Here is a 22,780-nt window from a genome sequence, read left to right on the forward strand (position 1 = left end):
TGCGACATGAGCACCACTGATGTGCCGACCCGGCCTCTCGGCAGCACCGGCATGGACATCACGCGTCTTGGCTTCGGCTCCTGGGCGGTGTCCGGGTCCGGCTGGCGTTTCGGCTGGGGTGCCACCGACGACGCCGAGTCGATCGCCGCGATCCGCAACGCCGTCGCCTCCGGCGTCAACTGGATCGACACCGCCGCCGTCTACGGACTCGGCCACTCCGAAGAGCTGGTCGGCAAGGCGATCGCCGACCTGCCCGAGGCCGGCCGGCCGTACATCTTCACCAAGGTTGGCCTGGTCTGGGACCCGGACAATCCGTCGGCCGCGCCTCGGCGGATCATGAAGCCGGCCAGCGTGCGCCGCGAGCTTGAAGACTCGCTGCGGCGGCTGGGCGTCGACCGCATCGACCTGTACCAGGTGCACTATCCCGACACCGGCGAGTCGCTGGAGTACGCCGGTGGCGGGTTCGGAGCGGTGTCACCCAACGCCACGCCGCTGGAGGAGTACTGGCAGGTCATGGCCGATTTGAAGGCCGAGGGCAAGGTCCGGGCGATCGGGCTGTCCAACCACACGCCCGACCTGCTCGAGGCCGCCGAACAGATCGCCCACGTCGACGCCATCCAACCGCCGTTCTCCGCGATCAACCGCTCCGCTGCCGCGGAGATCGCCTGGGCCCGCGCCCACGACACCGGTGTGATCGTCTACTCACCGCTCCAGTCGGGGCTTCTCACCGGCGCCTTCTCCGCCGAACGAGTGGCGAACCTGCCCGCCGACGACTGGCGCGCGGCCCACGACGACTTCACCACCGGCCTGACCGCCAACCTCCAGCTCGCCGACGCGCTACGCCCCATCGCCGAACGGCATGGCCGCACCTTGGCCGAGGTTGCCATCGCCTGGGCACTGGCCTGGCCCGGCGTTACCGGTGCCATCGTCGGCGCCCGCAAGCCGGAGCAGGTCGGCGGCTGGATCGGAGCGGGCGCCGTGCGGCTGACCCCGGCAGACCTCGAGGAAGTCGCCGCCGCGATCACCGCCACAGGCGCCGGTACCGGCGCCGCCCGTCCGTAACCGCCTGTCATCACGCAGGGAGAGTGAAGGAAATGTCCCTCATCCACCTCACCGAATGCCTGGCCGTGCCAGGGCAGGAAGACCGGCTCCGCACCGCGCTGGAGGCGATGATCGAACCGTCCCTGGACGAACCCGGCTGCCTGGCCTACCGCATCTACACCGACCCCAACCACCCCGCCAGCATGGTGGCAATCGAGGAATGGGCCAGCCCCCAAGCCCTCGTGGAGCACTGCACCTCTCCGCATTTCCGCCATGCCAAGCAGGTTCTGGAGCTGGTCCTGGCCGAGCCGATGACCCTGCGCAGGCTGGTGACCGCCCCCACTTGTTGATACGGGAGGTCTCCGAGGTTGATTTGGAGTAGGGCGATGGCCTCACGGGCCCGTTCTTCCTCGCCCCGGCTGTGCACGTCCACGGCCAGCTCGAGGTCGGCGGTGTGCAGTCGTATGGCCTGGCCGGGATCGCCCATGGTCGCGGCGATCCCGGCCAGGCTGTTGAGCACCTTGGCCCCCGCGCTTGACCTCGCAGGTCTTCGGACGTACGGCATGCGGCCAGAGCTCGATCGAAGTGCTCACGGGCGACGTCATGGCTGCCCTGTACGCGATGCACCCAGCCGAGGTCGGTCAGTGCCCGCCCTTCACCGGTCCGATCCTCGCGGGATCGGGCGGCCCGCAGCGCCTTGCCGTACAGAGCGAGAGCATCGTCGTGGTGGGCGTGGTCGTAGAGGTAGCGATACAGCGTGGTGGCCAGCAGGCCGGTGTGCACCACGTCGCGATCGGCGGCCAGGACGAGGTTGGCTCGCTCGGCGTCCAGCCAGGCCAGCGCCTGCGGGGCGTCACGGAGGGGGACCGGTGAGGACACCGATTCCGCCAGTCGCGGTCGCCGGTGGCGCGCCGCTGGAGCATGTGCGCGTCCAGCAGGTCCTCGGTACGCTCCGCGGGAAGATCGGCGAGCGCGGCGGCCGCATGGGGCTCGATGTCGCGGCCGGGATGCAGCCCGAGCAGCCGGAAGAGCCGCTGCTGGTCGGCGGTGAGTTGCCGATAGGACAGGGTGAACGCGTCCGCCACGCCGCGCTCCGACCTGGCCAGCTCGGTGAGCCTGCGGCGCTCGTCACGCAGGCGTCCGGCGAGGTGGGCCACGACGTCCATCGACAGGGGCTGAGAGCCGTCCAGGTCGGTGAGCCGCTGGCGGCTGGTGATGAGCACCAGGCTGTTCGAAGCGCCCGGAAGCAGGGGCCGGATCTGGGCGGTGTCGGCGGCGTTGTCCAATACCAGCAGCACTCGGCGGCCGGCCAACTCCGCTCGCCACAGCGCTGCCCTTTCGGTCATGGACGCGGGAATGCGCTCGGTCGGCGCACCGAGCTGCCGCAGCAGCATCTCCAGCGCCTGCGCGGGCTCGAGCGGCAGCTGGCCCGCTGTGTGAGCGTGCAGGTCGATGAAGAGCTGACAGCGAAGTTTGAGCCGTCAGCGGGTCTGGCTGTGGGCACGAAGCCTGATCGTGCCTTAGGAGATCGAGATGTCGTGCTCGTCCATGAGCCGTGTCCAGTGCTCTGTGGGGCCGTGACCGTTCTCGGTCATTGAATCGATGAGGTGCTGGACCGGGGTGATGGTGATCAGGCCTCGCGAACCCGGTGTGCTGGCGACGCCTTCAACGACGGCCTGACATCGCCATGCTTGCGAGTGCGTCCACAGCTTGCTGGAACTGGCGGCGCCATCGTGAGGCGAGCATCGGCTTGGTTAGTCCGATGACTGTGCCGGTGAAGACCTCGGTGTTGCCAATTCGGGTTCCTCCTCCAGTTCGCGCGGTGAAGGTCCACAAATGGCAGGACCGTACGCCGTTGGCGTCACCAGTCCAGGAGGCGCGACGGGCGGGCTCGGCGATGCCGACGGTGACATGGTCGGTGGTGGTCCCGGCGGGAAAACCGAGGCGAAGGGTCTGGTCGAAGGTCGCACCTACTGCGAATCCGGGCGGTCCGGTCCACTCGGTGGCCTGGTGCAACGGCGACCAGGACGGCCAGTTGCTCAGGTCGCTCCAGAGTGTCCAGACGTCGTGCGGGTCGGCTGGGCTGTCGGCTGTTGCGGCGACGATAAGCGTCTTCCAGCCGGGCCGGGTTACGCCGATCCCGTCTAGGCAGAACTGGACATCCTGGCGGGTGGCTAGGTTCTGACTCGCCATGTTCAACTCTCCTTGGGTACATTATCCTGGATTACGGATATAGAATCTTGGACATGGAGGCGTGGAGTTGTCAACAGATCCAGCAGAGGCGGTCAGTGCGACGTTGGCGGCGAATCTGCGGGCGGGAAGAAGAGAGCGCGGATGGCGCTTGGAAGACCTCGCCTCTCGCAGCGGTGTCAGCCGCGGCATGCTCCAGCAAATCGAAACGGGTCAGACCAATCCTTCTATCGCGACGGTCGCCCGCATCTGCGCCACACTCGGGATCACCATCGGACAGCTTGTCGAGCCGCCGGAAGACCTCGGCCGCGTGACGCCCGCCGCCGACATCGACGTTCGGCGAGCTGGACGCGCCAGCGAGGCGAGGCTGCTCATCAACGATGGGCAAGCGCCTTTCGTCGAGCTATGGGATTTCGTCATCGCGCCGAACGACGAGATCAGCTCGCACGCCCATCCCGTCGGCACTCGCGAGTTGATCCACCTGCATCAGGGAGAACTGGTGGTGGAAGTCGGCGGGGCCACGTTCCACGTCGCGGAAGGCGGGTCCATACGCATCCGAGGCGACCGAGCCCATCTGTACCGAAACCCGACCGCTGAGACGCTTCGACTCACCATGACCGTGGTCTACTCCGGCAACCAGGACCCGCGCTACGCCCGGCCCGCCACCTGACTGCGTCCCGCATGCTGATGTGCTAGCGGCACCGTGGAGGCAGCTCGTTGCATGCGCTGGTTTCCAACGTCAGACACACTCCGCCCTGCGCCGTCTGCCATCGCGATCGGGTCGAGCTCTCAAACATCCCCTCACCGGCGTAACCCCGATACGCCGAGCTGTGCGGGCCATCTCCGCAACGCCCACCTTCGTCGACATGCTCGCCGAGCGGCTGGTCGACGTGGCGCGAACGGGCGAGATCCCGCCCATCACTCCGGTTCAGGCCGAATCGGAGATCCGCGCCCTGTGCGCCACCATGGACGGGCTGGAGATCCAGTGGCTCCTCGACCCCACCGTTGACCTCGTTGGCCTCTTCGACCAGTACCTCGACCACACCCTGGATCGCTGGAGGCAGGGGAGGTACGCCAGGTGAGCAACGCCTACGCGCTTCGAGCGGCGACCGGCGGCGCGGGGAACCCGCCGCCCGCTACCAGGACCTATGCCGGCGCCTGGGCGTGGTCCAGTCCATGGGCCGGGTCGGCAGCGCGCTCGACAACGCCGCCGCCGAAGCCTTCAACAGCACCCTCAAAGTCGAGTACGTGCACCGCCACCGGTTCCGCACCAGAGCCGAAGCCCGCCTGAAGATCGCCACCTGGATCGCCGACTTCTACAACATCATGCGACCCGCCTGTTCTGGCACGCATCTGGCACGCGATCAAGCCCGATCCCTGGGAACGGTGAGCATGGAGCGGCGTAGATGGCACGTGAAAACTGACCTTAGGCCGACGGCCGGGCGAAGTCATCGATGGACGCATTCCGCAAGATCAGGCATGCTGGTTTCCCCTGTACGGAGGATCAGATGACGATCGGGTTCACCGAGATTCTGTTCTTGCTGGTGATATGGGCCATTCCGGCTGTGCTGGTGTTCTTCTTTCTTTACTGGGCGATCCGCCTGGCGATCAGACATGAGAAGCGGCGGGTGCCGAGTCCCCAGGAGATCCTGATTCAGGAGCGACGGGAACGCATGGCGGCGGAGCGTGCCGATCACTATCGCGCCAGGCGGCGCCGACCCGAATGAGTAAGCGCCCGAAGGCCTCTTGGCCCAGAGGGTTATTTCAGAAGCCGACGAAGATCCACCACCTGGATTCACATCCTGACCTGGGCCTTCATAAGTGGAGCGGGTGACGGGAATCGAACCCCCGCTGTCAGCTTGGGAAGCCTTTCAAGATCATGACCTCTGAGCAGGGGAAACGCCGACCTGGGCATATGCCGGTCGAGTGACCGTGAGTCTCCGCGACTCCCCGTTGATCGCCGTCCGAACGGGCACGCAGCGGGCACGGCCTGGCGAACGCTGCGGGGACAAGAAGATCTCGGATCCTGTCCGGCGCCTGCTTCGCCGCGATTTCCTACCTCTCGGGCGCCAGGCCAGGGGAGGTGCTCAGCCTGCGCCGCGGCTGCGTCAGCTACGACACCGACACCCGGATGTGGCTCATGCACGGCCGCAAGTGGAAGGGCGCCCGCAACGAGAACGGGATGAAGATCCCCGAGGGACAGGAACGTGAGCACCCATGGGTGATCGCCGAACCGGTCGCCCATGCCGTCGCCGCGTTGGAACGCCTGCACAGCAGCGACCTGCTGTTCCCCGCTGTCGTCTTGCGCAAGGGCCCGTCCGGCAAGGACCGGGCCCGCAACAGCGCCGAGATCAGCGAAACGATGGCCGAGTTCATCGACTGGGTGAACACCTACTGCACCGCCAACGACCGCCGTGACTCCATCCCTGACGACCCTTGCGGATCCATCACGCCGTCCCGGTTCCGACGCACCCTCGCCTGGTTCATCTGTCGACGGCCGCGCGGCCTGGTCGCCTGCGCGCTGCAGTACGGACACCTGCACATGCTGCAGAGCCTTGGCTACAGCGGCACCTACGCCTCCGGATTCCCCGACGAACTGGCCCTGGAGGAATGGCTGACCCGCCTCGAACACCTCGAACAGGCCGAGCAACGCCTTCAAGCGGGCGAGCACGTCAGCGGACCCGCCGCCGACAACTACCGCAGCCGCGTCGTCGGTGGTCCGGCCCGGTTCGCGGGCCGGGTAATCCGCAGTGGCCGCCAAGCCAAGGCCGTCCTGGCCAACCCAGCCCTGCAGATCTATCCAGGAAAGGGTATGACCTGCGTCTTCGACCCCACCCAAGCCCTCTGCCAGATGCGCGGCACCGACACCGGCGACGACCGACGCACCCCGGACCTGGACGACTGCCGCCCCGGCTGCCGCAACATCGCACGCACCGACCAGGACATGGCCACCGTGCACCAGCACGCCACCGATCTGCGAGCCATCGTCGATGATCCGCTCAGCCCCCCGATCCGCCACGATCGCGAGCGCAGACAACTCGACCGGCTGGAGAAGATCATCACTGAGCACGGGACGAGCGTGACCGACGATGAGGTGATCGGCCATGACGAAGGCTGAACCGGACGAGAAGCTGCTGAAGGACCTGCGCGGTGCTGCCGACCGGTTGATCGCCGGGACGGCGCTGAGGTCATCGGGAAAACTGACGGTCTCCGACCTGGCGGCCGAGGCGGGTATCAAGCGCTGGGTCCTCACCCACAAGCATCCCGAGTTGATGCACGCCTTCCAAGCCGAGTTCAAGACCTTGGGCCAAGTGTCGGCGCCCGTCCAAACCGCCCTGGACCGAGCCACCCAGCTGGAGAAGGACCTGACCAAAGTTCGCCAGGACAAGCGACGACTCAAGGAACTCGTCGACACCTACGCCGCTGTCATCACCGAACTCACCGACGAGCTCATCCAGGCCCAGCAGCAGCGAGACGAGGCCCTGGCCGAACTCGCCCGGCGGCACCACGACGCCGTCGCGGTCCTCGCCGACCACCGGCCGACCCGCCGCGCCAACGACACCTTCACCCGCTAATGGGCTCGCCCACCGCCGCGGGTAGGTGTGTTGATACATCCGTGCGTGGTTGATCATCTCCAGAGGAAAATACGACACAAGGTGTCAGGTTTTTGGTCGAGCATGGTTTCACCGGTCGGCGTCAATGGCGGACGCGAACCGGGCCTACAGATAGATGCGGATAGATAAGGACCTCAATGCGCGAAACGCCAGAAGATCTCAAAGAGCTCCAAGGCCTCCTCGACTCCTCCCTCTCCCGCTCCACCTCACACCTCCAGTCGATCATCACCGAACGCACCCTGACCGCGGAGCAGCTCACCCAGGTCCTCACTGGCATGTGCACCCTCGCCCTGTCAACTGTGACGGCAAAGGGCGAGCCGCGGATCAGCGGCGTGGACGGGCATTTCCTGCGCGGCAAGTGGCACTTCGGCACGGCGCGTAGCGCCGCCAAGGCCCGCCATCTCGCCGCCCGGCCGGCCGCCAGCGTCGCGCACATGCGCGGAGAGGACTTGGGTGTGTTTACGCATGGCACGGTGGAGATCCTCAATCCCCAAGACGGTGAGTCTGCCGCGGACTGGCCAGACCTGCTGGCCTACTTCAAAGACTTCTACGGCAGCACCGCCTTCGACTGGGACAACGATGTGGTCTTCTACCGACTGCGCCCGCACTGGATGACCGTCTACGCCCCCGACGTCGGCAAGCTCACCGCCAAGTGACCCCAGGCCCTGAAACAGGCCTAGTGCCACGTCAGGCAACGTTTGCCCTGTCCGCTACCGGCACCTCGGGGCGATGTCCCCCGTCGATATGTCCGCGCGTTCGGGGGCACGGCCAGCGCGGCCAACGCGACCCCGAGCCGTCGTTCCGTCGCGAGGGAGCGGCCAACGTGCCAGGATAAATCACGTCAAGCCGTAACTCGCGTGGGCCGGTATCGCAGGGCGACCGCCCCCGACCGGAACTCATGGCGGTCCACGGGCTCAAGCTGGATGCGCTCGCGCAGACCGGCGAGCAACGTCGGCCCGTGTCCGGCAAGGACCGGCTGCACAAGGAACTCGTACTCGTCGATCAGTCCCAGATCTGCCAACGCCAGGGGGAGCGTCACGCCACCCACCCACAGGCCCTCGCCTGACTCCTGCTTGAGCCGCTGAACCGCTTGCCCCAAGTCGCCTCGCACCAGCTCGGCATTCCAATCGACCCCGCTCAGCGTGCTCGACACGACGTACTTCTTCGCCCGGTCGATGATCTCGGCGAACGGGATCTGCCACTCATCCATCCAGTCAGGCCACGTGTCCGTGGCCGGCTTCCGCCACGCCGACTCCATCATCTCGTAGGTCACCCGGCCGAATAGCAGGGCATCGGCTCGCTCCATCTCAGCGGTCCAGTAGCGCATCGACTCCTCGTCCGGGGGGAGCCCTGCCTCGTGATGGCAGCAGCCGTCGAGCGTGACGTTGATCGAGTATCGAAGTGGTCTCATCTCGTTGCTCTCCCTTGATGCGCGCAGCGCGTTTTCACCGGACCGTACTTAGACGACTGTCGGCGCCATTTCTCATCGGCGCCCGATCCCACCTACTCAACACCGTCGTGATGCGAACTTTGACGCCGTCGTGATGCGAACCAGACCGCAGACCGAGCGCGCGACCAATTCGGCGCTCGGGGCGTTCAGGTTCGCAACGGGACGGCGCCCATAACGCTCGACTTCGATGCACGGTGCCATGTCACCTACCGTCGGCTCAGGGTCAACGACGAACGTCGCAAACGTTGCCTGACGCGGCACTAGGTATCTCCTCCGAGCCCTGGGACTGCGATCCCGTGCCCTGATGGGCTCCAAGACGACTATGGAAGATCAAATTGCAACAGACCCGAACAGGGTAGAGAACGATGCCGGGCATGCCGATGAGGATGAGTCCGATCCCCGTGCGGTCGTGGTGGTCGCGGAGCTGTTCCAGCGCGGCGGTCTTCAGCCGGTCCGCTTCGTCGACGATGAGAAGTTCGGCACCGCTGGGGCACGGGCTGCTCGGGCCGGGTGCGCGGTCGCCGGTGCTGCGGCCGGTCTGGAGCATGAGTTCGACGGTCCAGCCGAGCCTGTCGCACAGGTAGGAGATCTCTTTGTCGAGGTTTTGGGGGGTGCTGTGGACCTTGGGGGTGTACATGACGGCGCGGGCGGCCAGGACCTCGTGGACGTCGGCGTCGGTGTCCTGGGAGCCGGTGGCTCGGGTGCCGGCCGGGTGCGGGGCGAGTTGGTCCCCTCGGGTGTAGCTGCGGGCGGATTCGGTCTTGCCGACGCCGGGGGCGCCGAAGCACAGGCCGACGTAGCGTTTGCGGCGGACGGCGTCGGCGAATTCCAGGAACCGGCGGTGTTCTTTGGTCGCCATGATCGGTGTGGCGGCGGGCGGGCCGCTGTCGGTGGTGTTGGCGGCCGCGGTGGGGTCGGGCGGGGCTGGTCGATCGCTGGCGTACGTCAGGCCGCCAGCGGGTGCTGGCAGTCGGGTGGATAAAGGGTCGGGGAGGTCTGCTGGGTCCGGTTCGGCCGTGTTCTCGTCTGGGTCTGAGGGCTGCTCCACGCCTGGGTGTTTGTCCGGGCGGGGAGCAGCTCACTCATTCCAGTAGCGTTTGAGTCGCGGAGCGTCACCTGGGGTAGGGTTGGCGCCGTCCTGCTCAGGGGCCTGGCGGACGACGGAGCCGGTTTTCGGGCCGCTCGTGTGGCCGGTGGCAGCGGGGTCGGCCGCGGTGCTTTCGTCGGGAGTCGTCCAGGTGCGCAGGGCGGGGGCCGGGTAGGCGGCGGGCAGGGGTTCGCTGTGGGCGGCCAGGAGGGCGTCGACGACCGCGGTGCGGGTGGTGAGCTGGCCGCGCAGGTGTTTGCGACGGGCGTTGCGAGCGGCGGTGATCGTTTTGAGGCTGACCGTCTCTTCGGCCAGGTCGGGGCAGATGGCCCGGCACAGGAACTTCTCCCCGTCCAGGGTGCGCAGGTAGACGCGGATCTCGGTGATGTCGCGGGGGTCGTAGCGGATGGTGACGTCCTCGCGGACGTAGTCGGCCAGGACCGGGTCGATGAACCGCAGCGCCAGGAAATGGATCCCGTCGGTGTGGACCTTGCGGGGTTTGGCGACCGTCGATAGCAGCAGGTCGAGTTGTTCGAGCGAGTCGGGCATGCGCGGGATGAACGCGCCCGCCTCCCAGCGTGTCTGGGGCGGTGTCCTGGTTTCGGAGTGCGGCCGCAGGTTGTACACCTCGCGGATGAACCGGCCGATCGCGGCGTCGAGCTCGGGCAGGGTCAGGGTGGCCTGGCCGGCCCGGTCGGGGGTGCCGACGGGTGCGTAGCCGGGCAGGTGCGCCAGGCACATCTGGTTGAAGGTCTCCAGGACCCGTTCGATCTTGCCGTGGCCGTGCGGCTGTCCCTTCTTGGTGAACACTGGACGGACTTTCAGGTCGGCCATCACCTGCTCCAGGTGTGCGGAGGTGAAGTCCGAGCCGTGGTCGAGATGGAACACCTCGGGGATGCCGCACACATGCCAGCCGGGTTCGCTCTTGCGCCAGATCGCGTGCCGGAACGCCAGCGCGGTCGTGAGTGCCGAGGGTGCCTCCAGGTTGAGCGCGTACCCGGCGATCGCGCGGGAGTGGTCGTCCTCGATCAACGTCAGCCACGGCCGCGCCGGCTTGGCGGAGGCGTCGATCACCCAGATGTCCAGCTCGGTGTGGTCGGCCTGCCAGATCTGGTTCGGCTTGGACTCTTCACGGCGATGCACCAGGTCATACACCTCCCGGTACCTTTTCGTACCCTCCAGCGCGAGGGTCACCAACGCGGGGTCGAGGTTCCTGACGACCTCGTAGATCGTGGTGTATCCCGGGACCGGCCAGCCGCGGGCGGCGGCGACGCTGGCTGCCTGCCGGTGGATCGCCGCGACGCTCGGCTTGGGCGGGCGCAGCGCGAGGCCTTCGATGAAGACGACCAGCTCGTCGGGGATCTTGCGGCGGCCACGGTCCGAACGCCGCGCACGAGCTAGACCGGCCAGGCCGTCGGCCTGGTAGTCCGCGCGCCAGCGCCGCAGCGTCCGTTCAGGGACGCCACAGCGAGCCGCGAGCGTTGCCAGCGGCACGCCGTCCTCCACATGCGGGCGGAGAAGCCGCCACCGCTCCATCGCCTGCTGGCGGCGAAGCTCCGTCAGGCCGCTCAGCGGACCCCCACGACCGTCCTGCCCGCCGGATTCACCGGCCGGGCCGACCGGACCGCCCGTCTCATCCGCCGCCACGAACACCAGAATCCCCCTGCCAGCGATCGTCTGCCACCGCTGCTCGCCCCCTATTTCGTGCCTCGGGATGCGCTGGTCGAGCGCTGCGTCGTCGCCGGCCGGCCGATCGCTTGCAGATCGCTCAAGTAGGGGCGCCGGTAATAGACGCGTGGCAGGGCCCCGCGATCTCCAAGGTCGGGGGCCCTGGTGGGGGGTATCACCAAACGCAGACGGAAGTGTGTAAAGACCGCTGCCGGGAGGCGCACGATGTTCACCATCGCACACTGTGCCGCGCTCGCCTGCACCCCCCGCCGACCCGCATGTCCCGCGGTGTGAGGTGCGGGCTCACCGCCCGGGCGATGGTGAGCTGAGTGCATGAGGTTGGTGAAGGCGGCATTGGTCAGCGGGGGTTGAAGGTTTGCCGGTAGCGGTTCGGGGAGGTGTAGACGTGCTTGGCGAAGTGTTGTCGGAGGTTCATTGAAGTGCCGAAGCCGCATCGCCGAGCGACCTCTTCCACGGAGAGATCTGAGGTTTCGAGGATTTCCTGGGCCAGGTGGATCCGCTGCAGGAGTAGCCATCGCTGCGGAGTCGTCCCGGTCTGTTCGCGGAATCTGCGGTTGAGGGTGCGCTGGCTGACGGCAGCGTGGCCGGCCATGTCGGCCAGCGTGATCGGTTCGGAGAGGTGATCGCGGATCCAGCGCATCGTCGGTTCGAGCGAGCCGTGGTCTGGGCCTGGTTGGGGATGGATGATGAACTGGGCTTGCCCGCCGTCGCGTTGAGGTGCGATGACGGTGTGCCGGGCTACTTCGGCCGCGATGGCCGACCCGAAGTCGGTGCGGACCATGTGCAGGCACAGGTCCAGCCCAGTGGCGGCACCGGCCGAGGTGAGCACGTCGCCTTCGTCGACGAACAAGACGTCAGGATCCACGTTGACGTCCGGGTAGCGCTCAGCGAGCTGGGCCGCGCTGCTCCAATGGGTCGTGGCTGATCGGCCGTTGAGCAGGCCGGCTGCCGCCAGTATGACCGCTCCGCTGCAAATCGAGGCGATCCGCACACCCTGGTCGTGCGCGTCCCGCAGGCATTGGATCACCGCCCGTGTCGGTTCCCGGTCCTCGTTGCTGCCAGGGACGACGATCGTGTCAGCGGTGTGCACCACGTCGAGCAGATGCGGGGCTGTCATCTGGAACAACTCCACACCTCCGGCACCGGTCACCGTCAGAGTGCGCCGTTCGCCGCAGATCAAGGTTTCATACAGCGGCTCGCCGAACAGGGCGCCTGGGGCTTTGTCCAGCGAGTGGGCGAGGCCGAACACCTGAAGGGGGATCGCCAGGTCGAGGCTGTCGACACCATCGACCGCCAGGACCGCCACTCGATGCATGGCCAGAAACTATCGACCATCGGCATTCTTGTCACTGGTTCACCGACCAGCGCCGCTGAACGATAGAGGAATGCTGCTGCTTCAGGCCGCCGTATCTCTCGTCGTCTTGTTCCTCCTGGTACTGAACGGCTGGCTCGCTCATCAGTTGCTCGACCCCAGCCGATCGCCGAGGCCCGGTGCGACGACGACCCACCGACCCCATCTTCGAGCCGCACCGGCAATCAGCTGGCATCGCCGTCACCGCCGGCGTGCCGCAACGAACGCGCCGTACCGGCTCCGGGCCTGACCGGAGATCAGTCGCCCCCAGCTCGACGACCAAAGCGGCACACGGCCCCTGTACCCGTGGAGGACTAATTCCTTGACTCCCACACCCACTGTCCGGCACCGACAGGACACCAAAGTGAGTCTCCTGGCCATGCTCAAAGGACTGACCGGCGGATACGACGCCAGCGCCATGGCCGGCGCGCTACTACTGGTCACGGACCATTTCAGGCTCACCACGACTCAGCAGGGCTCGCTGTACGCCGCTACGGCGACTGGATGGATCGTCGGCGCGCTGCTGGGCAGCAAGCTCGTCAACGCACTCGGCCGTCGGGCAACCCTGATCTGGCTGGCGCTGCTGTACGTGGCAGCCACCGCCCTTACCGTGACGTCGGAAACCCTGGTGTGGTTGGACTCAAGCCGCTTCGTGCAGGGCACCATGATGGGCGTAGCCATCGTGGCGATGCCCATCTTCATCGCTGAATCGGCCTCGACGCGCGCTCGCGGACGCATCGCGGTCCTGTACCAGGTGGCGACCTCGCTCGGATGTGCGATGGGCTACCTCTGCGGCTACCTCCTCGCGGGCGGCGGGCAGTGGCGTCTGATGCTCGTCATTCCCGGCGTCCTCGCCCTCGCCAGCACCGCGCCGCTGATACGGCTGCCCGAGACCGACCGCTGGCGTCAACTCCAGCAGGATCGCAGGGCCGACTCGACGGCCGGGGCCTCGCGCCGGCTGGGTGTCCTGCGCACCATGCTCAGCTCCCGATACCGGGCGCTGACGGTCTTCGTTGTCACGCTGGGCTTCTTCGTGCAGGCTACGGGCGTCAACGCGATAGTGTTCTTCAGCCCCCGGATCTTCCAGCGCATGGGCTATACCGATAGCTTCGGGCTGCTGGTTCTGCCTGGTTTCGTCCAACTGGCGGGCGCTGCCGCGGCGTTCGTCTGCGCACTGACGATCGACCGGTTCGGCAGACGGCTCGTTCTGCTCACCGGCACCGCCCTCATGGGCCTGGGCCATGCGCTGATGGTGCTCATGTTCGCCACCGACTCTCCCGAGGTGGTGGGTTTCCTCGGCCTCATTGTCTTCATCATTGGTTTCAACTCCGGTTTCGGAGCGGTCGTGTGGATCTTTGCTGCCGAAGGCTTCCCAGACCACCTTCGTGGCGCCGGAGCGTCGGTGATGCTGCTGACGAACCTCACGACGAACCTGTTCATCGCCCAGTTCTTCCTCGACCTGCTCAACGCCGTCGGCGGCATGCTGACCTTTCTCATCCTCCTGACCATCACCACCCTGGCCTGGCTCTTCGTGCACTTCCTGGCACCGGAGACCAAGGGCCGCTCCCTGGACGAAGTCCAGTCCTACTGGGAAGGCGGCAGGCGTTGGCCTGCCACCGGCGACATGCCCGACGCCCGCATACGACCATCGACGCGGGCCTGAACCGCCGACACCGCTGTCCTACCGCCGCTCCAAGGGGGCCGAGTTCATCAGCGGACGTGCGCCAGGCCCCGTGAAGAGGCCGAGCAGCAGATCGCACACGCGAACGCGCTGGCCAGGGACACCGCGGCTCAGGCCGAGGCGGACGTGCACCAGGCCCGCGAGGAGGCCGACCGGATCCAGCGGCAAGCGAACGCCGACGGCCACCAGGCTCAGGCCGACGCCGCGGCGGACCGCGCCGTAGCCGAACAGGCCAAGACGGTGGCCGCCGACACAATCCGCACCACCCAGGACCAGGCCGCCCGCGACCTCCGGGCCGCACAGGTTGCGCAGGCCCGCGCCGAGCAGGGCCAGGCGGACGCCCGCCAGGCGCTCGAACGCGCCGCCTGTGAGGGCCTGGCGGTCGAGCTCACCGGAACCCGGGATGAGCTGTAGGAGCAGCGCGCGGTCCGGGAAGGGCAGCTCATGGAGTTGCGTGCCGAGCTGGAGCAGTTGCGCACCGAACGCCACGGCGGCGGACGGAGGGCAAAGCGTTTCCATGGTTTCGCGGACGCCACCGCCTCTCGGCACGCGGAGTCAGCTGAGCGCGTGCGGGATGCGGTCGAGCACGGGGCTGCTGGCCAGGCCGTAGGAGTAGAAGTCGATGGCTTGCGCGCCAGCCGCCTGGGCGCCGCGCACCTTGGCGGTCAGCCGGTCGGCCGAGTCGCTGTCGGGGTAGCCGGGGCGCAGCACCGCCCGCACCTCCCGGTCCTTGCCCACCGAACGCAGGTAGGCGCCCACGTCGTCGGCCACCCGGGCGGCGTCGCGCGCGTAGGCGAGTACGGCGAAGGAGGGCACGAGGTCGCTCAGCGCGACCGGGTCGACGCCGAGCTGCCAGGCGTCGTGCGCGGCCAGCACTGGTGAGGGCAGGCCGTCCCGGTAGCCCTTCACCGCGCCCGTCGGGTCGACGAAGACCAGCTTGGAACCCTCGCTCGCCACCGCGTCCGCCACCTGCGAGACCAGCGAGGTCACGGTCTCGCAGCGGGCGCGCGCGTAGTCGACGACGTCGGGCCCCGCGTAGGCGGTCAGAGCGGCCCTGGTCACCTCGCCCTCGGCCGGCGGGTCGCCGTCGAGGACGCCGCCGACGATCCGCGCGCACTCCTCGCGCGCCATGTCGACGTTGACGCCGAGATCGGACGCGCGCGCCATGCAGAAGTTGCAGAAGCACAAGGCCATCAGGTAGGCGTCCATAGGCCCGAGCGGTACCAACGACCGCTCCGGCTTGAGCGGCCGGTAGTGCAGTCCCTCGGCGACAACGCTGTCCACCCCGAGCCTGGCCACCGACCTGGCCAGGGCCACAGCGTACTGCCGCACATCGGGGTGGGCCGGGCACAGGTCGGTCGGGTAGCCGCGGTCGCCGAAGCAGTTGCGCACGATCACGTCGGGATGCTGGGCGCCGAGCGTGCCGTTGCGCAGGAACACCGTCCGGCCGTGCAGCTTCAGCCCGCGCGCGCGGCAGGCGTCAAGCAGGCCGTCGAAGGCGTCGGTGTAACCGGCCGGCGGCACCAGCCGAAGCCCGGCGAACAGGTCGTCAGGCAGGTCGAAGTGTGCCCCGTCGTGCCGCAGGGTCAGCTTGGACCGCCCGTGCGGGGTGATGTCGCTGGACCCGTGATGGACGGCGCCGACCGTGATCCCGGCCACGCCGTATCCCCGCACACGGTCGAGCACCTTCTCGACGCCCTCACCGTGCAGATCCTCGACGAGAACGTAGAGCGAACTATCCACGCTCTGACCTTATGTGCTCCTATGGGCGACGAGTCGATCTCCACAAGGATGCCGAACAGGTTGGAGCCCACCGTGGTCCATTCATCACCGGGATGGCGGTAACGGACGTGCCTCCCGCTACTCGTCCACGGTCAACTTGTTGAGGGCGGCCTGGCGGTCGGCGCCGGTGGGCAGTGGGCGTCGATCGCGCGCAACCAGGTCAGCTTGTCGATCGCGGTCTTCACCGAGGTCGCCGAAGCACCCCGGGTCAGCGTGACCAGCCACTCCAGCCGGGTCATCCCCAACCCCGCATCCACCAGCAGCATCCGCCCCAGATCGGAGCGAACCTCCACCGTCAGCAGGTGCGCCACCAGTTGCGACGTCAGATCAGAGGCCGCCTTACGCGCGGTGCCGACCATCTTGGCCAACACCAGCGCGCCGGGCCGGATCACCTTGGCCGCCATCAGATACTCGCGCGCCAGATTGAACAGCAGCGTCGGCGAGTCGTGCTCCATTGCCCGATCCAGCAGGAACCGCTCCAGCTCCTTCATCACCTGGCCCTCCGCGACAACGACCGCGACCACGTCGTCGTTCCACATCCTTGGAACCGGAACGCCTTGCCGAGGTCCGTCATCTCAGCCAGGAAACCGGACATCGGTGGACGACTGCCGTTCCGGAAGTCGTTCCACAACAGCCGTTCCGTAAATAGAGTACGGAGATGAATTTCGGTACTCTGCCGGGCATGGGCAGCGGTATCGATCATCCCCAGCAAGGTCTGGAACTTGGCTACGCCAGGGTCTCCACCACCAAGCAGTCCCTCGAACGGCAACTCGACGCGTTGGCCGCCATCGGCATCGGCGACGAACGGACCTACGTCGACAAGAAGACGAGCACCACCGTCGATCGCGATGGTCTGAACCAGCTGCTCGCCTACGCCCGGCCCGGCGACACCATCGTGGTGCACACCCTGGACCGGATCGGCCGCAACCTGCGCGAGGTCCTCAACCTTGTCCACGACCTGTCCGAGCGCGGCATCGGGGTGCGATCCCTGGCCGACCCCCTCCCGATCAACACCGCCGACGAGGGCATGGCCAGAATCGCCTTCCTCCTCTTGGCGTTGTTCGCCGAGATGGAACGCACCTTCACCACCGAACGCGCCGCCCACGCCCGCACCGTCGCCGAGGCCAACAACCGCCGCGTCGGCCGACCCCAGGCCCATCCAAACGACAAGGTCGAATACGCGCGACTCCTCAAGGCCCAAGGCCACTCCCTCGGCGTCATCGCCACCAAGACCGGCATCCCCAAGACCTCGCTGCACCGCTACCTCGCCGGCACACCTGAACCCGGCCCGGCCAAATAGCGCCGAAGGCTCCGGCCATTCACCGGGGTCTGGTGCATTTGCTGGGGAGTGGTCACGGTCGGTGATCTCGGCTCAGTTCAGCAGTGCCATCTTTCTGAGTAGGTCGTAGTTGGCGCGGCCGAACATGAGCCGTTTCAAGAATTTGATCTTGCATACTTTGCCCTCGACAGCGCCTGAGCTGTAAGGGAGCGTGAGTCCGTTCAGGACGGCGGCGTGGTCGCGTTCGAGGCCGTTGGCGAAGGAATGCAGGTGGGGCAGGTCGTCAGCCCGGACGGCGTCGATCCAGGCGTCGAGGCGGTGGCCTTGGCGTTCGGTCATCATCTCCGCGAAGGTCTTGATGTGGCCGTGTAAGGCGTCGAGGTGCGGGCAGGCTGCCAGGACCTCCTTGAGTTTCAGCCGCGTCGTGGCTCGCGGAGTCGATTGCCCGCGACTTCGCCGAACCGTTCAATGACGGTTACTTCGAGGTCTCGCCGCAAGATGAGGCAGAGATCGCGGTGAGCACCATCGGAGAAAAGGAGGAACCGTGCATGTGGTCGCCGCCCGTATGGGTGAAGGGCAGGAAGGCCGGCATCTGGGAGCGCCATCACATGTCCGATGGCTGATGGGTTGGCTTGGTAAGCGAGCATGGGCCCAGTTCAAGAGGAGCGCCTCCACCACGATCTGAGCTAAGGCGATCAAAAAGCCCAGGTCTCAGGTTTCGCATCCGACCTGGACTATCACGCTAAGAGCGGGTGACGGGAATCGAACCCGCGCTGTCAGCTTGGGAAGCCTTTCAAGATCATGTCCTCTGAGCAGGGGAAACGCCGACCTGGGCATATGCCGGTCGAGTGACCGTGAGTTGCCGTGATTCCCCGCTGATCGCTGTGAGAACGGGCACGCAACGGGCACGGACCCCTATGGCCATTCGATGCGAACAAGGTAGACCTCGTGCTGCCGGTCCAGGACCACATAGGTGGCGAGACCACGTTCTCCGAACGGGTGCGTAAGCATGTTCGCCCTTGGGTTCTTGGAGTTGTACGGGTCTCCACTCCAAGGAGCGGTCTCCAGCAGCGCGAACAGATCCGCGAGCGGATGCAGTGCATGATCAGGTAGGGCAGCGATCTGTTCCTCGGCTACGGGATCGATGATGAGCTTGAACACCTAGACATCGATCCCACGAGCAGCAAGGATCTCCCGCCATGGCCTCCCCTGAGGAACGGGTTCGCCGGCCAGAGCCTGCTGGGCGCGGACGTGCATCTGACGGCGCCCCTCGGGATCCTTTGCGGTGTCACACGCGGAGATCCACCAGCGGTGCACGAAAGCGTTCAGCGCTCCAAGATCCAGGCTCACCCTGACCTCGTCGAGTACAGCCTTGAGCCCGGCGTCGAAAGCCTCGCGATCTTCCGGGACGACCAGCGCGGCGCGGATGCCTCGCAGGTTCTTCTCAGGCAGAGGCGCGCCGACGGAGATGAAGTCCTGCGGTTGTGCGGTCATGCCCGCTCCCTTCCTTGTCCTCAAGAGACTACAGAGGAAGGGTGACATCCCTCACGCACACACGAGAGCCGGGCCTGCCACAGTACGAAATGGAGCGGGTGACGGGAATCGAACCCGCGCTGTCAGCTTGGGAAGTCTTTCATGATCACAGCTTCTGACCAGGGGAAACGTGGACCTGGGACGATGCCGGTCGAGTGACCGTGAGTCCCCGCGACTGCCCATTGATCGCCGTCCGAACGGGCACGCAGCGGGCACGGCCTGGCGGCCCGCACGCACTCCGCTCGCTCTGCTCGAGCATCTACCTCACCCACCTACGGCCTCGTGATCACAAAGGGTTGGACAGCGCCTCTGCGCGGACAAGAAGATCTCGGCATGGGAACCGACATCCATGGATTCATCGAATGCCGTACATGGACTCCCGGACTCGATGTCGGGGAGACCGCTTGGGTTGCTGCTATCTCGGTGAAGATGTTGGTGGGTAGAGACTACGAAGCCTTCGATTGTCTCTTCGGGGTTCGCCGCTCAGGCCACTGGCGACCGATAGCGGCCGATCGCGGGCTCCCCCAGGATGCGTCGGAGATCACCAAAGCGGGTTTGGCGGAATGGGGGGAAGCTGCCTTCGGTGTCACGTGGTTGAACTGGGATGAGGTCACCACGATCGACTGGGATGAACCCGCGCTCCATCCGACCAACGTAGCCCAGTACCGGCAGCTTCCCGATCAGAGCCTGGAACTCGTTTACTGCTCGGTATGGAGCCGCAGATTCGCTCGGGTAAGTGGCGTGGATACCTTGACCGTCGACCCTTATCAGGTTGCTGTGCTGTGGGATGAAGGCACCGAGTGGAGGGACAGAGACACCATCTTCCGTGTTGAGCGTGCCACGCGCCGCCGTGCCGTGCCGCCCGACAGCCTCTGGCACGGAGTATGGACAGTCATGCGTACGCTCGCGCACGTTCACGGAGACGATGCTGTCCGCTTGGTGGCCTGGTTCGAGGAGTAGGCGATCCGGCATGCCAGACAGCGCTTTCGTGCTTGGAGCGGGTGACGGGAATCGAACCCGCGCTGTCAGCTTGGGAAGCCGTTCAAGATCACATGTTCTGAGCTGGGGATACGCTGACATGGGCGTATGTGAGTCGAGTGCCGCTGAGTCCCCGTGACTCCCCGCTGATCGCCGTCCGAACGGGCACGCAACGGGCACGCATCTTCTGATCCGTAGGTTCCCAAACGATCTCCACCAACGTTCGAACTCATTCGCCGTGCAGCTCGACGGCGTCCCCTCGTCCGCATGCGTCCGCCCCGATCTAAGATCCTTCGCCCCGGTGGCTTCCGAGGTGGCTCCCACAGCCTGCGGATTAAAAGTGGAGCAAACCTTTGGTGGCTGCGATTGCCGCCACCGGCAAAGGCACCGTGGCGATGGCTACCCTTGGTCAGGCTTCCGCGCATACTCCAGATCTTCGATGCGATACCTCGTTCCCATAGCGGTCCTTATTCTCTGCTCGGCGTTTCTCCGCCAAATCCATAAGATCTCGATGGATCACGGCAAGGACAGCGCGAGACTAACTTGGACGCCTTCGCAGATCACGATCTCGCTCTATGCTGCCATCGTGATCAACTCCCTTCTGTTACGTGGTGCGCTATCCGTGAGCCTGCTCCTGTCCACGGTCACCACCGCTCCCGCATCCGCCCAGCAACTCATCGGCGCCGACATCGACGTGCCCGACGCCGGCGTCGTGCTCCATGAACAGGACGGCGATCCGTGGAGGGTGACGGCCTTCAGCAAGGAGGTGTCGTCATCGCGCCGCGCCGCCTATCTCCGCTCATCCGATGGGAACACCTTCATGGCGAGGAAAGGGTATGGCGAGCTGCAACCGGCGCCGAAAGGTGGAAAGGTCGCGGGCGTGCCCTACTCCTCTCCCGGGGCATACAACTCCGTTGTGATCTTCGACAGCGCGGGCAGGGCCAAGCGCATCCGTACGGTACGGAAACCGCTGAACACCACCAGGCCTATCTGGACGCGTGATGGCCGCAAACTCGTCCTCAGCATCCAAAAGGACGGGATCGAAACGGTCGGCTTCGTCATCGTTGACCCCGTCACCGGCACCTCGAAGGCCGTCACCGTCCGCAGCGTCCACGAATATGCGACCTTCCAGTGGACTCCGGACGGCAAATATCTGGTCGCTGGCATCTCGGACCCGTACGCAGGCGTCCGTGTGTACCGGCAGGACGGGCACACAGTTCGCACGCTACGCAAGATCGGCATCATGCACGGCACGGATTCGTTCTCACCCTCGGGCAAGCGACTCCTCACACTGTGCGTGTACACCGAGAACCGCTTCTGCCTGTGGGACTTCAAAACGGGCAAGCTGGTTAAGCACGTCAACGAGAACGGGCCGGCGATCGGATGGTGGGACGATCAGCACCTGTCCGTCGAGGTTAGCGACGACAATGGCTCCCGGGCAGTAGTGATTGACCTGAACGGCGAGATCACCCGTGTGCTGGCGAGCTTTACGGCGAAAGCCAAGCGGGAATGGGTCGACCTGGTCTACACGCCCAGCCACTCGCCAGCATGACGCCCAGGTCTGCGCAGAAGGACTTGAGCTGACAAGCTCCGCAGCAGCCCTGAGATCCTTGCCGGATCCGGAGCGGAGCAAGATCAAGCTCGCTGAGTATTCGGCAATCTGGATCGACCAGCGCCCCGGCCTCCGGCCCAGGACGGTGGACCTGTACCGCTGGCTGCTCAAGCAGCACATCACCCCGTATCTCGGCGCGGTCCCCCTCGGGAAGCTCTCGACGGCGACGATTCGACAGTGGCGTGCTGATCTTCTGAGCAAGGGTGTCTCGGTCAGCATGGCGGCCAAGGCTTACCGGCTGCTGCGCGCCGTCTTGATGACCGCCGCTGAAGACGACCGGATCATCTCGCGCAACCCGTGCAGGATCCGCGGGGCCGGTGACGAGAAGGCAGAGGAACGGCCCGTCCTCACCGTGTCTCAGGTCTTCGCCCTGGCCGATGCGATCGGGCGTCGCCCTATCGGCAACATCCGGAAGTCCGGCAAGGCGTACCGGCTCCGGTTCCAGCGGCATGGCGAGATGCGAACTCATCCCGAGGTCTTCACCACACGAGCAGCGGCCGAGCAGGCTCTTTGGAAGATGCTCGACAAAGGCCAGGCCGACGGCACCCACAGCCGGCGCTTCCGGGCCTTCGTCCTGCTGGCCACCTTCGCGAGCCTGCGATGGGGTGAGATCACCGCGCTGACCCGCAGTGACATCGACCTCGACGCCGGAACGGTGCGGATCAAGGCCGCATACGTCGAGCGCTCCACGGGTGAGTTGGTGATCGGGCCGCCGAAATCCAAGGCTGGCCGGCGTGTGGTCGGCATCCCGCAGGCGATCATCCCGGCACTCCGGAAACACTTGCAGATCTTTGTCCAGCCGGAACACAGCGCTCTCGTGTTCGCGGGCATCAAGGGCGGTCCGATGCGGCGGAGCGGCTTCAACAAGCTGTCCGGATGGACCGAGGCCGTACGCGCGCTCGGCCTTCCTGGTCTGCACTTCCATGATCTCCGCCACACCGAAAACATGATCGCCGCAGAGTCCGGGGCGGGGCTCAAGGACCTGATGGCCAGGATGGGTCACGACAACGTCAGAGCCGCGATGATCTACCAGCACGCCGTCAGAGGTGCCGACAAGGTGATCACGGAAGCGATCGACAAGCACTTGATCGGGCACGAACGGGCACGCGAAGACGGCGACGACGACCCGCCTGATGTGCTCGCCCCGGTCAGCTGATCGCAGACCTAATGGCACGTTAATGGCACGCAGAGATCAACAACCCTAGACAAGATCAAAGCCCAGGAACCGAGTGCATCGGTCTACCTGGGCTTTCGAATGTGGAGCGGGTGACGGGAATCGAACCCGCGCTGTCAGCTTGGGAACTGCATCGAGTACGCCAGGCAGGGCGGCTGAGCTGGGTGTCGGGCCGATCGTGAGTGGCCGTGGTTGACCCTTCGTCACCCTGGATAATGGCCCGCTAATGGCCCAACGATCAGGACGCTGAACTGCTCTCTTCGACAGGCTCGGCGACCATGGTACGGAGCTGAGGGCAGTCTGCGAGGGCGTCGCCCTC

Annotated in this window: 25 protein-coding genes and 1 pseudogene; 14 read left to right on the plus strand and 12 right to left on the minus strand. The window is 66.2% G+C overall.

The window, feature by feature from the left end:
• Positions 1 to 6 precede the first annotated feature (6 nt).
• Positions 7 to 1,062, plus strand: coding sequence for an aldo/keto reductase (locus tag AB0B91_RS50405; RefSeq protein ID WP_358337274.1), 1,056 nt, complete (start codon positions 7 to 9; stop codon positions 1,060 to 1,062).
• A 32-nt stretch (positions 1,063 to 1,094) separates the two neighbouring features.
• A complete protein-coding gene (locus AB0B91_RS50410) occupies positions 1,095 to 1,391 on the plus strand; it encodes a putative quinol monooxygenase (RefSeq protein WP_358337277.1) in 297 nt (98 codons plus the stop codon).
• 268 nt (positions 1,392 to 1,659) lie between these two features.
• On the opposite strand, the pseudogene AB0B91_RS50415 reads toward AB0B91_RS50410, so the two are convergent.
• Both AB0B91_RS50415 and AB0B91_RS50420 read right to left on the minus strand, forming a co-directional pair.
• Positions 1,660 to 1,920: pseudogene (locus tag AB0B91_RS50415) on the minus strand (hypothetical protein); the annotation flags it as partial.
• Positions 1,921 to 2,706: 786 nt separating this feature from the next.
• Positions 2,707 to 3,234, minus strand: a complete 528-nt coding sequence (locus tag AB0B91_RS50420) for an SRPBCC family protein (protein WP_358337280.1) — start codon at positions 3,232 to 3,234, stop codon at positions 2,707 to 2,709.
• A 61-nt stretch (positions 3,235 to 3,295) separates the two neighbouring features.
• Here AB0B91_RS50420 and AB0B91_RS50425 point away from each other — a divergent pair, with 61 nt between their 5' ends.
• From AB0B91_RS50425 to AB0B91_RS50455, 7 genes are all read left to right on the plus strand, one after another.
• Positions 3,296 to 3,901 (plus strand): XRE family transcriptional regulator, encoded by a 606-nt coding sequence (locus AB0B91_RS50425; RefSeq protein ID WP_358337283.1) that lies wholly within the window; start codon positions 3,296 to 3,298, stop codon positions 3,899 to 3,901.
• Positions 3,902 to 4,061: 160 nt separating this feature from the next.
• Positions 4,062 to 4,313 (plus strand): hypothetical protein, encoded by a 252-nt coding sequence (locus AB0B91_RS50430; protein WP_358337286.1) that lies wholly within the window; start codon positions 4,062 to 4,064, stop codon positions 4,311 to 4,313.
• Positions 4,314 to 4,395: 82 nt separating this feature from the next.
• Positions 4,396 to 4,743, plus strand: coding sequence for an integrase core domain-containing protein (locus AB0B91_RS50435; RefSeq protein ID WP_358337289.1), 348 nt, complete (start codon positions 4,396 to 4,398; stop codon positions 4,741 to 4,743).
• Complete coding sequence (locus tag AB0B91_RS50440) at positions 4,740 to 4,958, plus strand: hypothetical protein (RefSeq protein ID WP_358337292.1); 219 nt, start codon at positions 4,740 to 4,742, stop codon at positions 4,956 to 4,958. Before AB0B91_RS50435 ends, AB0B91_RS50440 begins: the two co-directional genes overlap by 4 nt.
• A 356-nt stretch (positions 4,959 to 5,314) precedes the next feature.
• Positions 5,315 to 6,349: a hypothetical protein gene (locus AB0B91_RS50445; protein ID WP_358337294.1), complete on the plus strand. Its 1,035-nt coding sequence runs from the start codon at positions 5,315 to 5,317 to the stop codon at positions 6,347 to 6,349.
• Entirely contained in the window at positions 6,336 to 6,806 is a 471-nt protein-coding gene (locus tag AB0B91_RS50450) for a hypothetical protein (RefSeq protein ID WP_358337297.1), read from the plus strand. Before AB0B91_RS50445 ends, AB0B91_RS50450 begins: the two co-directional genes overlap by 14 nt.
• A 176-nt stretch (positions 6,807 to 6,982) precedes the next feature.
• A complete protein-coding gene (locus AB0B91_RS50455; RefSeq protein WP_358337300.1) occupies positions 6,983 to 7,501 on the plus strand; it encodes a pyridoxamine 5'-phosphate oxidase family protein in 519 nt (172 codons plus the stop codon).
• Between the two features lie 185 nt (positions 7,502 to 7,686).
• Here AB0B91_RS50455 and AB0B91_RS50460 read toward each other — a convergent pair whose 3' ends face one another.
• From AB0B91_RS50460 to AB0B91_RS50475, 4 genes are all read right to left on the minus strand, one after another.
• A complete protein-coding gene (locus AB0B91_RS50460; protein ID WP_358337303.1) occupies positions 7,687 to 8,256 on the minus strand; it encodes a dihydrofolate reductase family protein in 570 nt (189 codons plus the stop codon).
• Positions 8,257 to 8,518: 262 nt separating this feature from the next.
• On the minus strand, positions 8,519 to 9,343 hold the full coding sequence (locus tag AB0B91_RS50465; RefSeq protein WP_358337305.1) for an AAA family ATPase: 825 nt from the start codon (positions 9,341 to 9,343) through the stop codon (positions 8,519 to 8,521).
• 30 nt (positions 9,344 to 9,373) lie between these two features.
• Positions 9,374 to 11,029, minus strand: a complete 1,656-nt coding sequence (locus AB0B91_RS50470; protein WP_358337307.1) for a Mu transposase C-terminal domain-containing protein — start codon at positions 11,027 to 11,029, stop codon at positions 9,374 to 9,376.
• 379 nt (positions 11,030 to 11,408) lie between these two features.
• A complete protein-coding gene (locus tag AB0B91_RS50475) occupies positions 11,409 to 12,386 on the minus strand; it encodes a helix-turn-helix domain-containing protein (protein ID WP_358337311.1) in 978 nt (325 codons plus the stop codon).
• 415 nt (positions 12,387 to 12,801) lie between these two features.
• On the opposite strand from AB0B91_RS50475, the gene AB0B91_RS50480 reads away from it, so the two are divergent.
• Positions 12,802 to 14,085, plus strand: a complete 1,284-nt coding sequence (locus AB0B91_RS50480) for an MFS transporter (RefSeq protein ID WP_358337314.1) — start codon at positions 12,802 to 12,804, stop codon at positions 14,083 to 14,085.
• Positions 14,086 to 14,103: 18 nt separating this feature from the next.
• Here AB0B91_RS50480 and AB0B91_RS50485 read toward each other — a convergent pair whose 3' ends face one another.
• The 3 genes from AB0B91_RS50485 to AB0B91_RS50495 form a co-directional block, all read right to left on the minus strand.
• A complete protein-coding gene (locus tag AB0B91_RS50485; RefSeq protein WP_358337317.1) occupies positions 14,104 to 14,592 on the minus strand; it encodes a hypothetical protein in 489 nt (162 codons plus the stop codon).
• A 66-nt stretch (positions 14,593 to 14,658) separates the two neighbouring features.
• Positions 14,659 to 15,846 carry a hypothetical protein gene (locus AB0B91_RS50490; protein WP_358337320.1) on the minus strand — a complete coding sequence of 396 codons (1,188 nt, stop codon included), beginning with the start codon at positions 15,844 to 15,846 and terminating at the stop codon, positions 14,659 to 14,661.
• 131 nt (positions 15,847 to 15,977) lie between these two features.
• A complete protein-coding gene (locus AB0B91_RS50495) occupies positions 15,978 to 16,376 on the minus strand; it encodes a DUF4158 domain-containing protein (protein WP_358337806.1) in 399 nt (132 codons plus the stop codon).
• 167 nt (positions 16,377 to 16,543) lie between these two features.
• Here AB0B91_RS50495 and AB0B91_RS50500 point away from each other — a divergent pair, with 167 nt between their 5' ends.
• Positions 16,544 to 17,185, plus strand: coding sequence for a recombinase family protein (locus tag AB0B91_RS50500; protein WP_358337323.1), 642 nt, complete (start codon positions 16,544 to 16,546; stop codon positions 17,183 to 17,185).
• A 72-nt stretch (positions 17,186 to 17,257) separates the two neighbouring features.
• Here AB0B91_RS50500 and AB0B91_RS50505 read toward each other — a convergent pair whose 3' ends face one another.
• The 3 genes from AB0B91_RS50505 to AB0B91_RS50515 all read right to left on the minus strand — a co-directional run bounded on the left by AB0B91_RS50505 (position 17,258) and on the right by AB0B91_RS50515 (position 18,658).
• On the minus strand, positions 17,258 to 17,581 hold the full coding sequence (locus AB0B91_RS50505) for a transposase (RefSeq protein ID WP_358337809.1): 324 nt from the start codon (positions 17,579 to 17,581) through the stop codon (positions 17,258 to 17,260).
• Positions 17,582 to 18,079: 498 nt separating this feature from the next.
• Positions 18,080 to 18,325 (minus strand): hypothetical protein, encoded by a 246-nt coding sequence (locus tag AB0B91_RS50510; RefSeq protein ID WP_358337326.1) that lies wholly within the window; start codon positions 18,323 to 18,325, stop codon positions 18,080 to 18,082.
• Positions 18,326 to 18,658, minus strand: a complete 333-nt coding sequence (locus AB0B91_RS50515) for a DUF6247 family protein (RefSeq protein WP_214644045.1) — start codon at positions 18,656 to 18,658, stop codon at positions 18,326 to 18,328.
• A 372-nt stretch (positions 18,659 to 19,030) separates the two neighbouring features.
• Between AB0B91_RS50515 and AB0B91_RS50520 the strand changes: the two genes are divergently transcribed.
• The 3 genes from AB0B91_RS50520 (at position 19,031) to AB0B91_RS50530 (ending at position 22,443) form a co-directional block, all read left to right on the plus strand.
• Positions 19,031 to 19,657, plus strand: coding sequence for a hypothetical protein (locus tag AB0B91_RS50520; protein ID WP_358337329.1), 627 nt, complete (start codon positions 19,031 to 19,033; stop codon positions 19,655 to 19,657).
• Between the two features lie 529 nt (positions 19,658 to 20,186).
• Positions 20,187 to 21,227 (plus strand): WD40 repeat domain-containing protein, encoded by a 1,041-nt coding sequence (locus tag AB0B91_RS50525; protein WP_358337332.1) that lies wholly within the window; start codon positions 20,187 to 20,189, stop codon positions 21,225 to 21,227.
• Positions 21,228 to 21,285: 58 nt separating this feature from the next.
• Positions 21,286 to 22,443, plus strand: coding sequence for a site-specific integrase (locus tag AB0B91_RS50530; protein ID WP_358337335.1), 1,158 nt, complete (start codon positions 21,286 to 21,288; stop codon positions 22,441 to 22,443).
• Positions 22,444 to 22,780: the final 337 nt, after the last annotated feature.

This window comes from Nonomuraea sp. NPDC049141, assembly GCF_040648415.1.
In the GTDB taxonomy this organism is placed as follows: Bacteria; Actinomycetota; Actinomycetes; order Streptosporangiales; family Streptosporangiaceae; genus Nonomuraea.

Coding starts and splice junctions, on each gene's coding strand:
- AB0B91_RS50405 (WP_358337274.1), top strand. CDS start 7: ATGAGCACCACTGATGTGCCGACCCGGCCTCTCGGCAGCACCGGCATG.
- AB0B91_RS50410 (WP_358337277.1), top strand. CDS start 1,095: ATGTCCCTCATCCACCTCACCGAATGCCTGGCCGTGCCAGGGCAGGAA.
- AB0B91_RS50420 (WP_358337280.1), bottom strand. CDS start 3,234: ATGGCGAGTCAGAACCTAGCCACCCGCCAGGATGTCCAGTTCTGCCTA.
- AB0B91_RS50440 (WP_358337292.1), top strand. CDS start 4,740: ATGACGATCGGGTTCACCGAGATTCTGTTCTTGCTGGTGATATGGGCC.
- AB0B91_RS50450 (WP_358337297.1), top strand. CDS start 6,336: ATGACGAAGGCTGAACCGGACGAGAAGCTGCTGAAGGACCTGCGCGGT.
- AB0B91_RS50455 (WP_358337300.1), top strand. CDS start 6,983: ATGCGCGAAACGCCAGAAGATCTCAAAGAGCTCCAAGGCCTCCTCGAC.
- AB0B91_RS50460 (WP_358337303.1), bottom strand. CDS start 8,256: ATGAGACCACTTCGATACTCGATCAACGTCACGCTCGACGGCTGCTGC.
- AB0B91_RS50475 (WP_358337311.1), bottom strand. CDS start 12,386: ATGCATCGAGTGGCGGTCCTGGCGGTCGATGGTGTCGACAGCCTCGAC.
- AB0B91_RS50480 (WP_358337314.1), top strand. CDS start 12,802: ATGCTCAAAGGACTGACCGGCGGATACGACGCCAGCGCCATGGCCGGC.
- AB0B91_RS50495 (WP_358337806.1), bottom strand. CDS start 16,376: ATGAAGGAGCTGGAGCGGTTCCTGCTGGATCGGGCAATGGAGCACGAC.
- AB0B91_RS50500 (WP_358337323.1), top strand. CDS start 16,544: ATGAATTTCGGTACTCTGCCGGGCATGGGCAGCGGTATCGATCATCCC.
- AB0B91_RS50515 (WP_214644045.1), bottom strand. CDS start 18,658: ATGACCGCACAACCGCAGGACTTCATCTCCGTCGGCGCGCCTCTGCCT.
- AB0B91_RS50520 (WP_358337329.1), top strand. CDS start 19,031: ATGGGAACCGACATCCATGGATTCATCGAATGCCGTACATGGACTCCC.
- AB0B91_RS50525 (WP_358337332.1), top strand. CDS start 20,187: ATGGATCACGGCAAGGACAGCGCGAGACTAACTTGGACGCCTTCGCAG.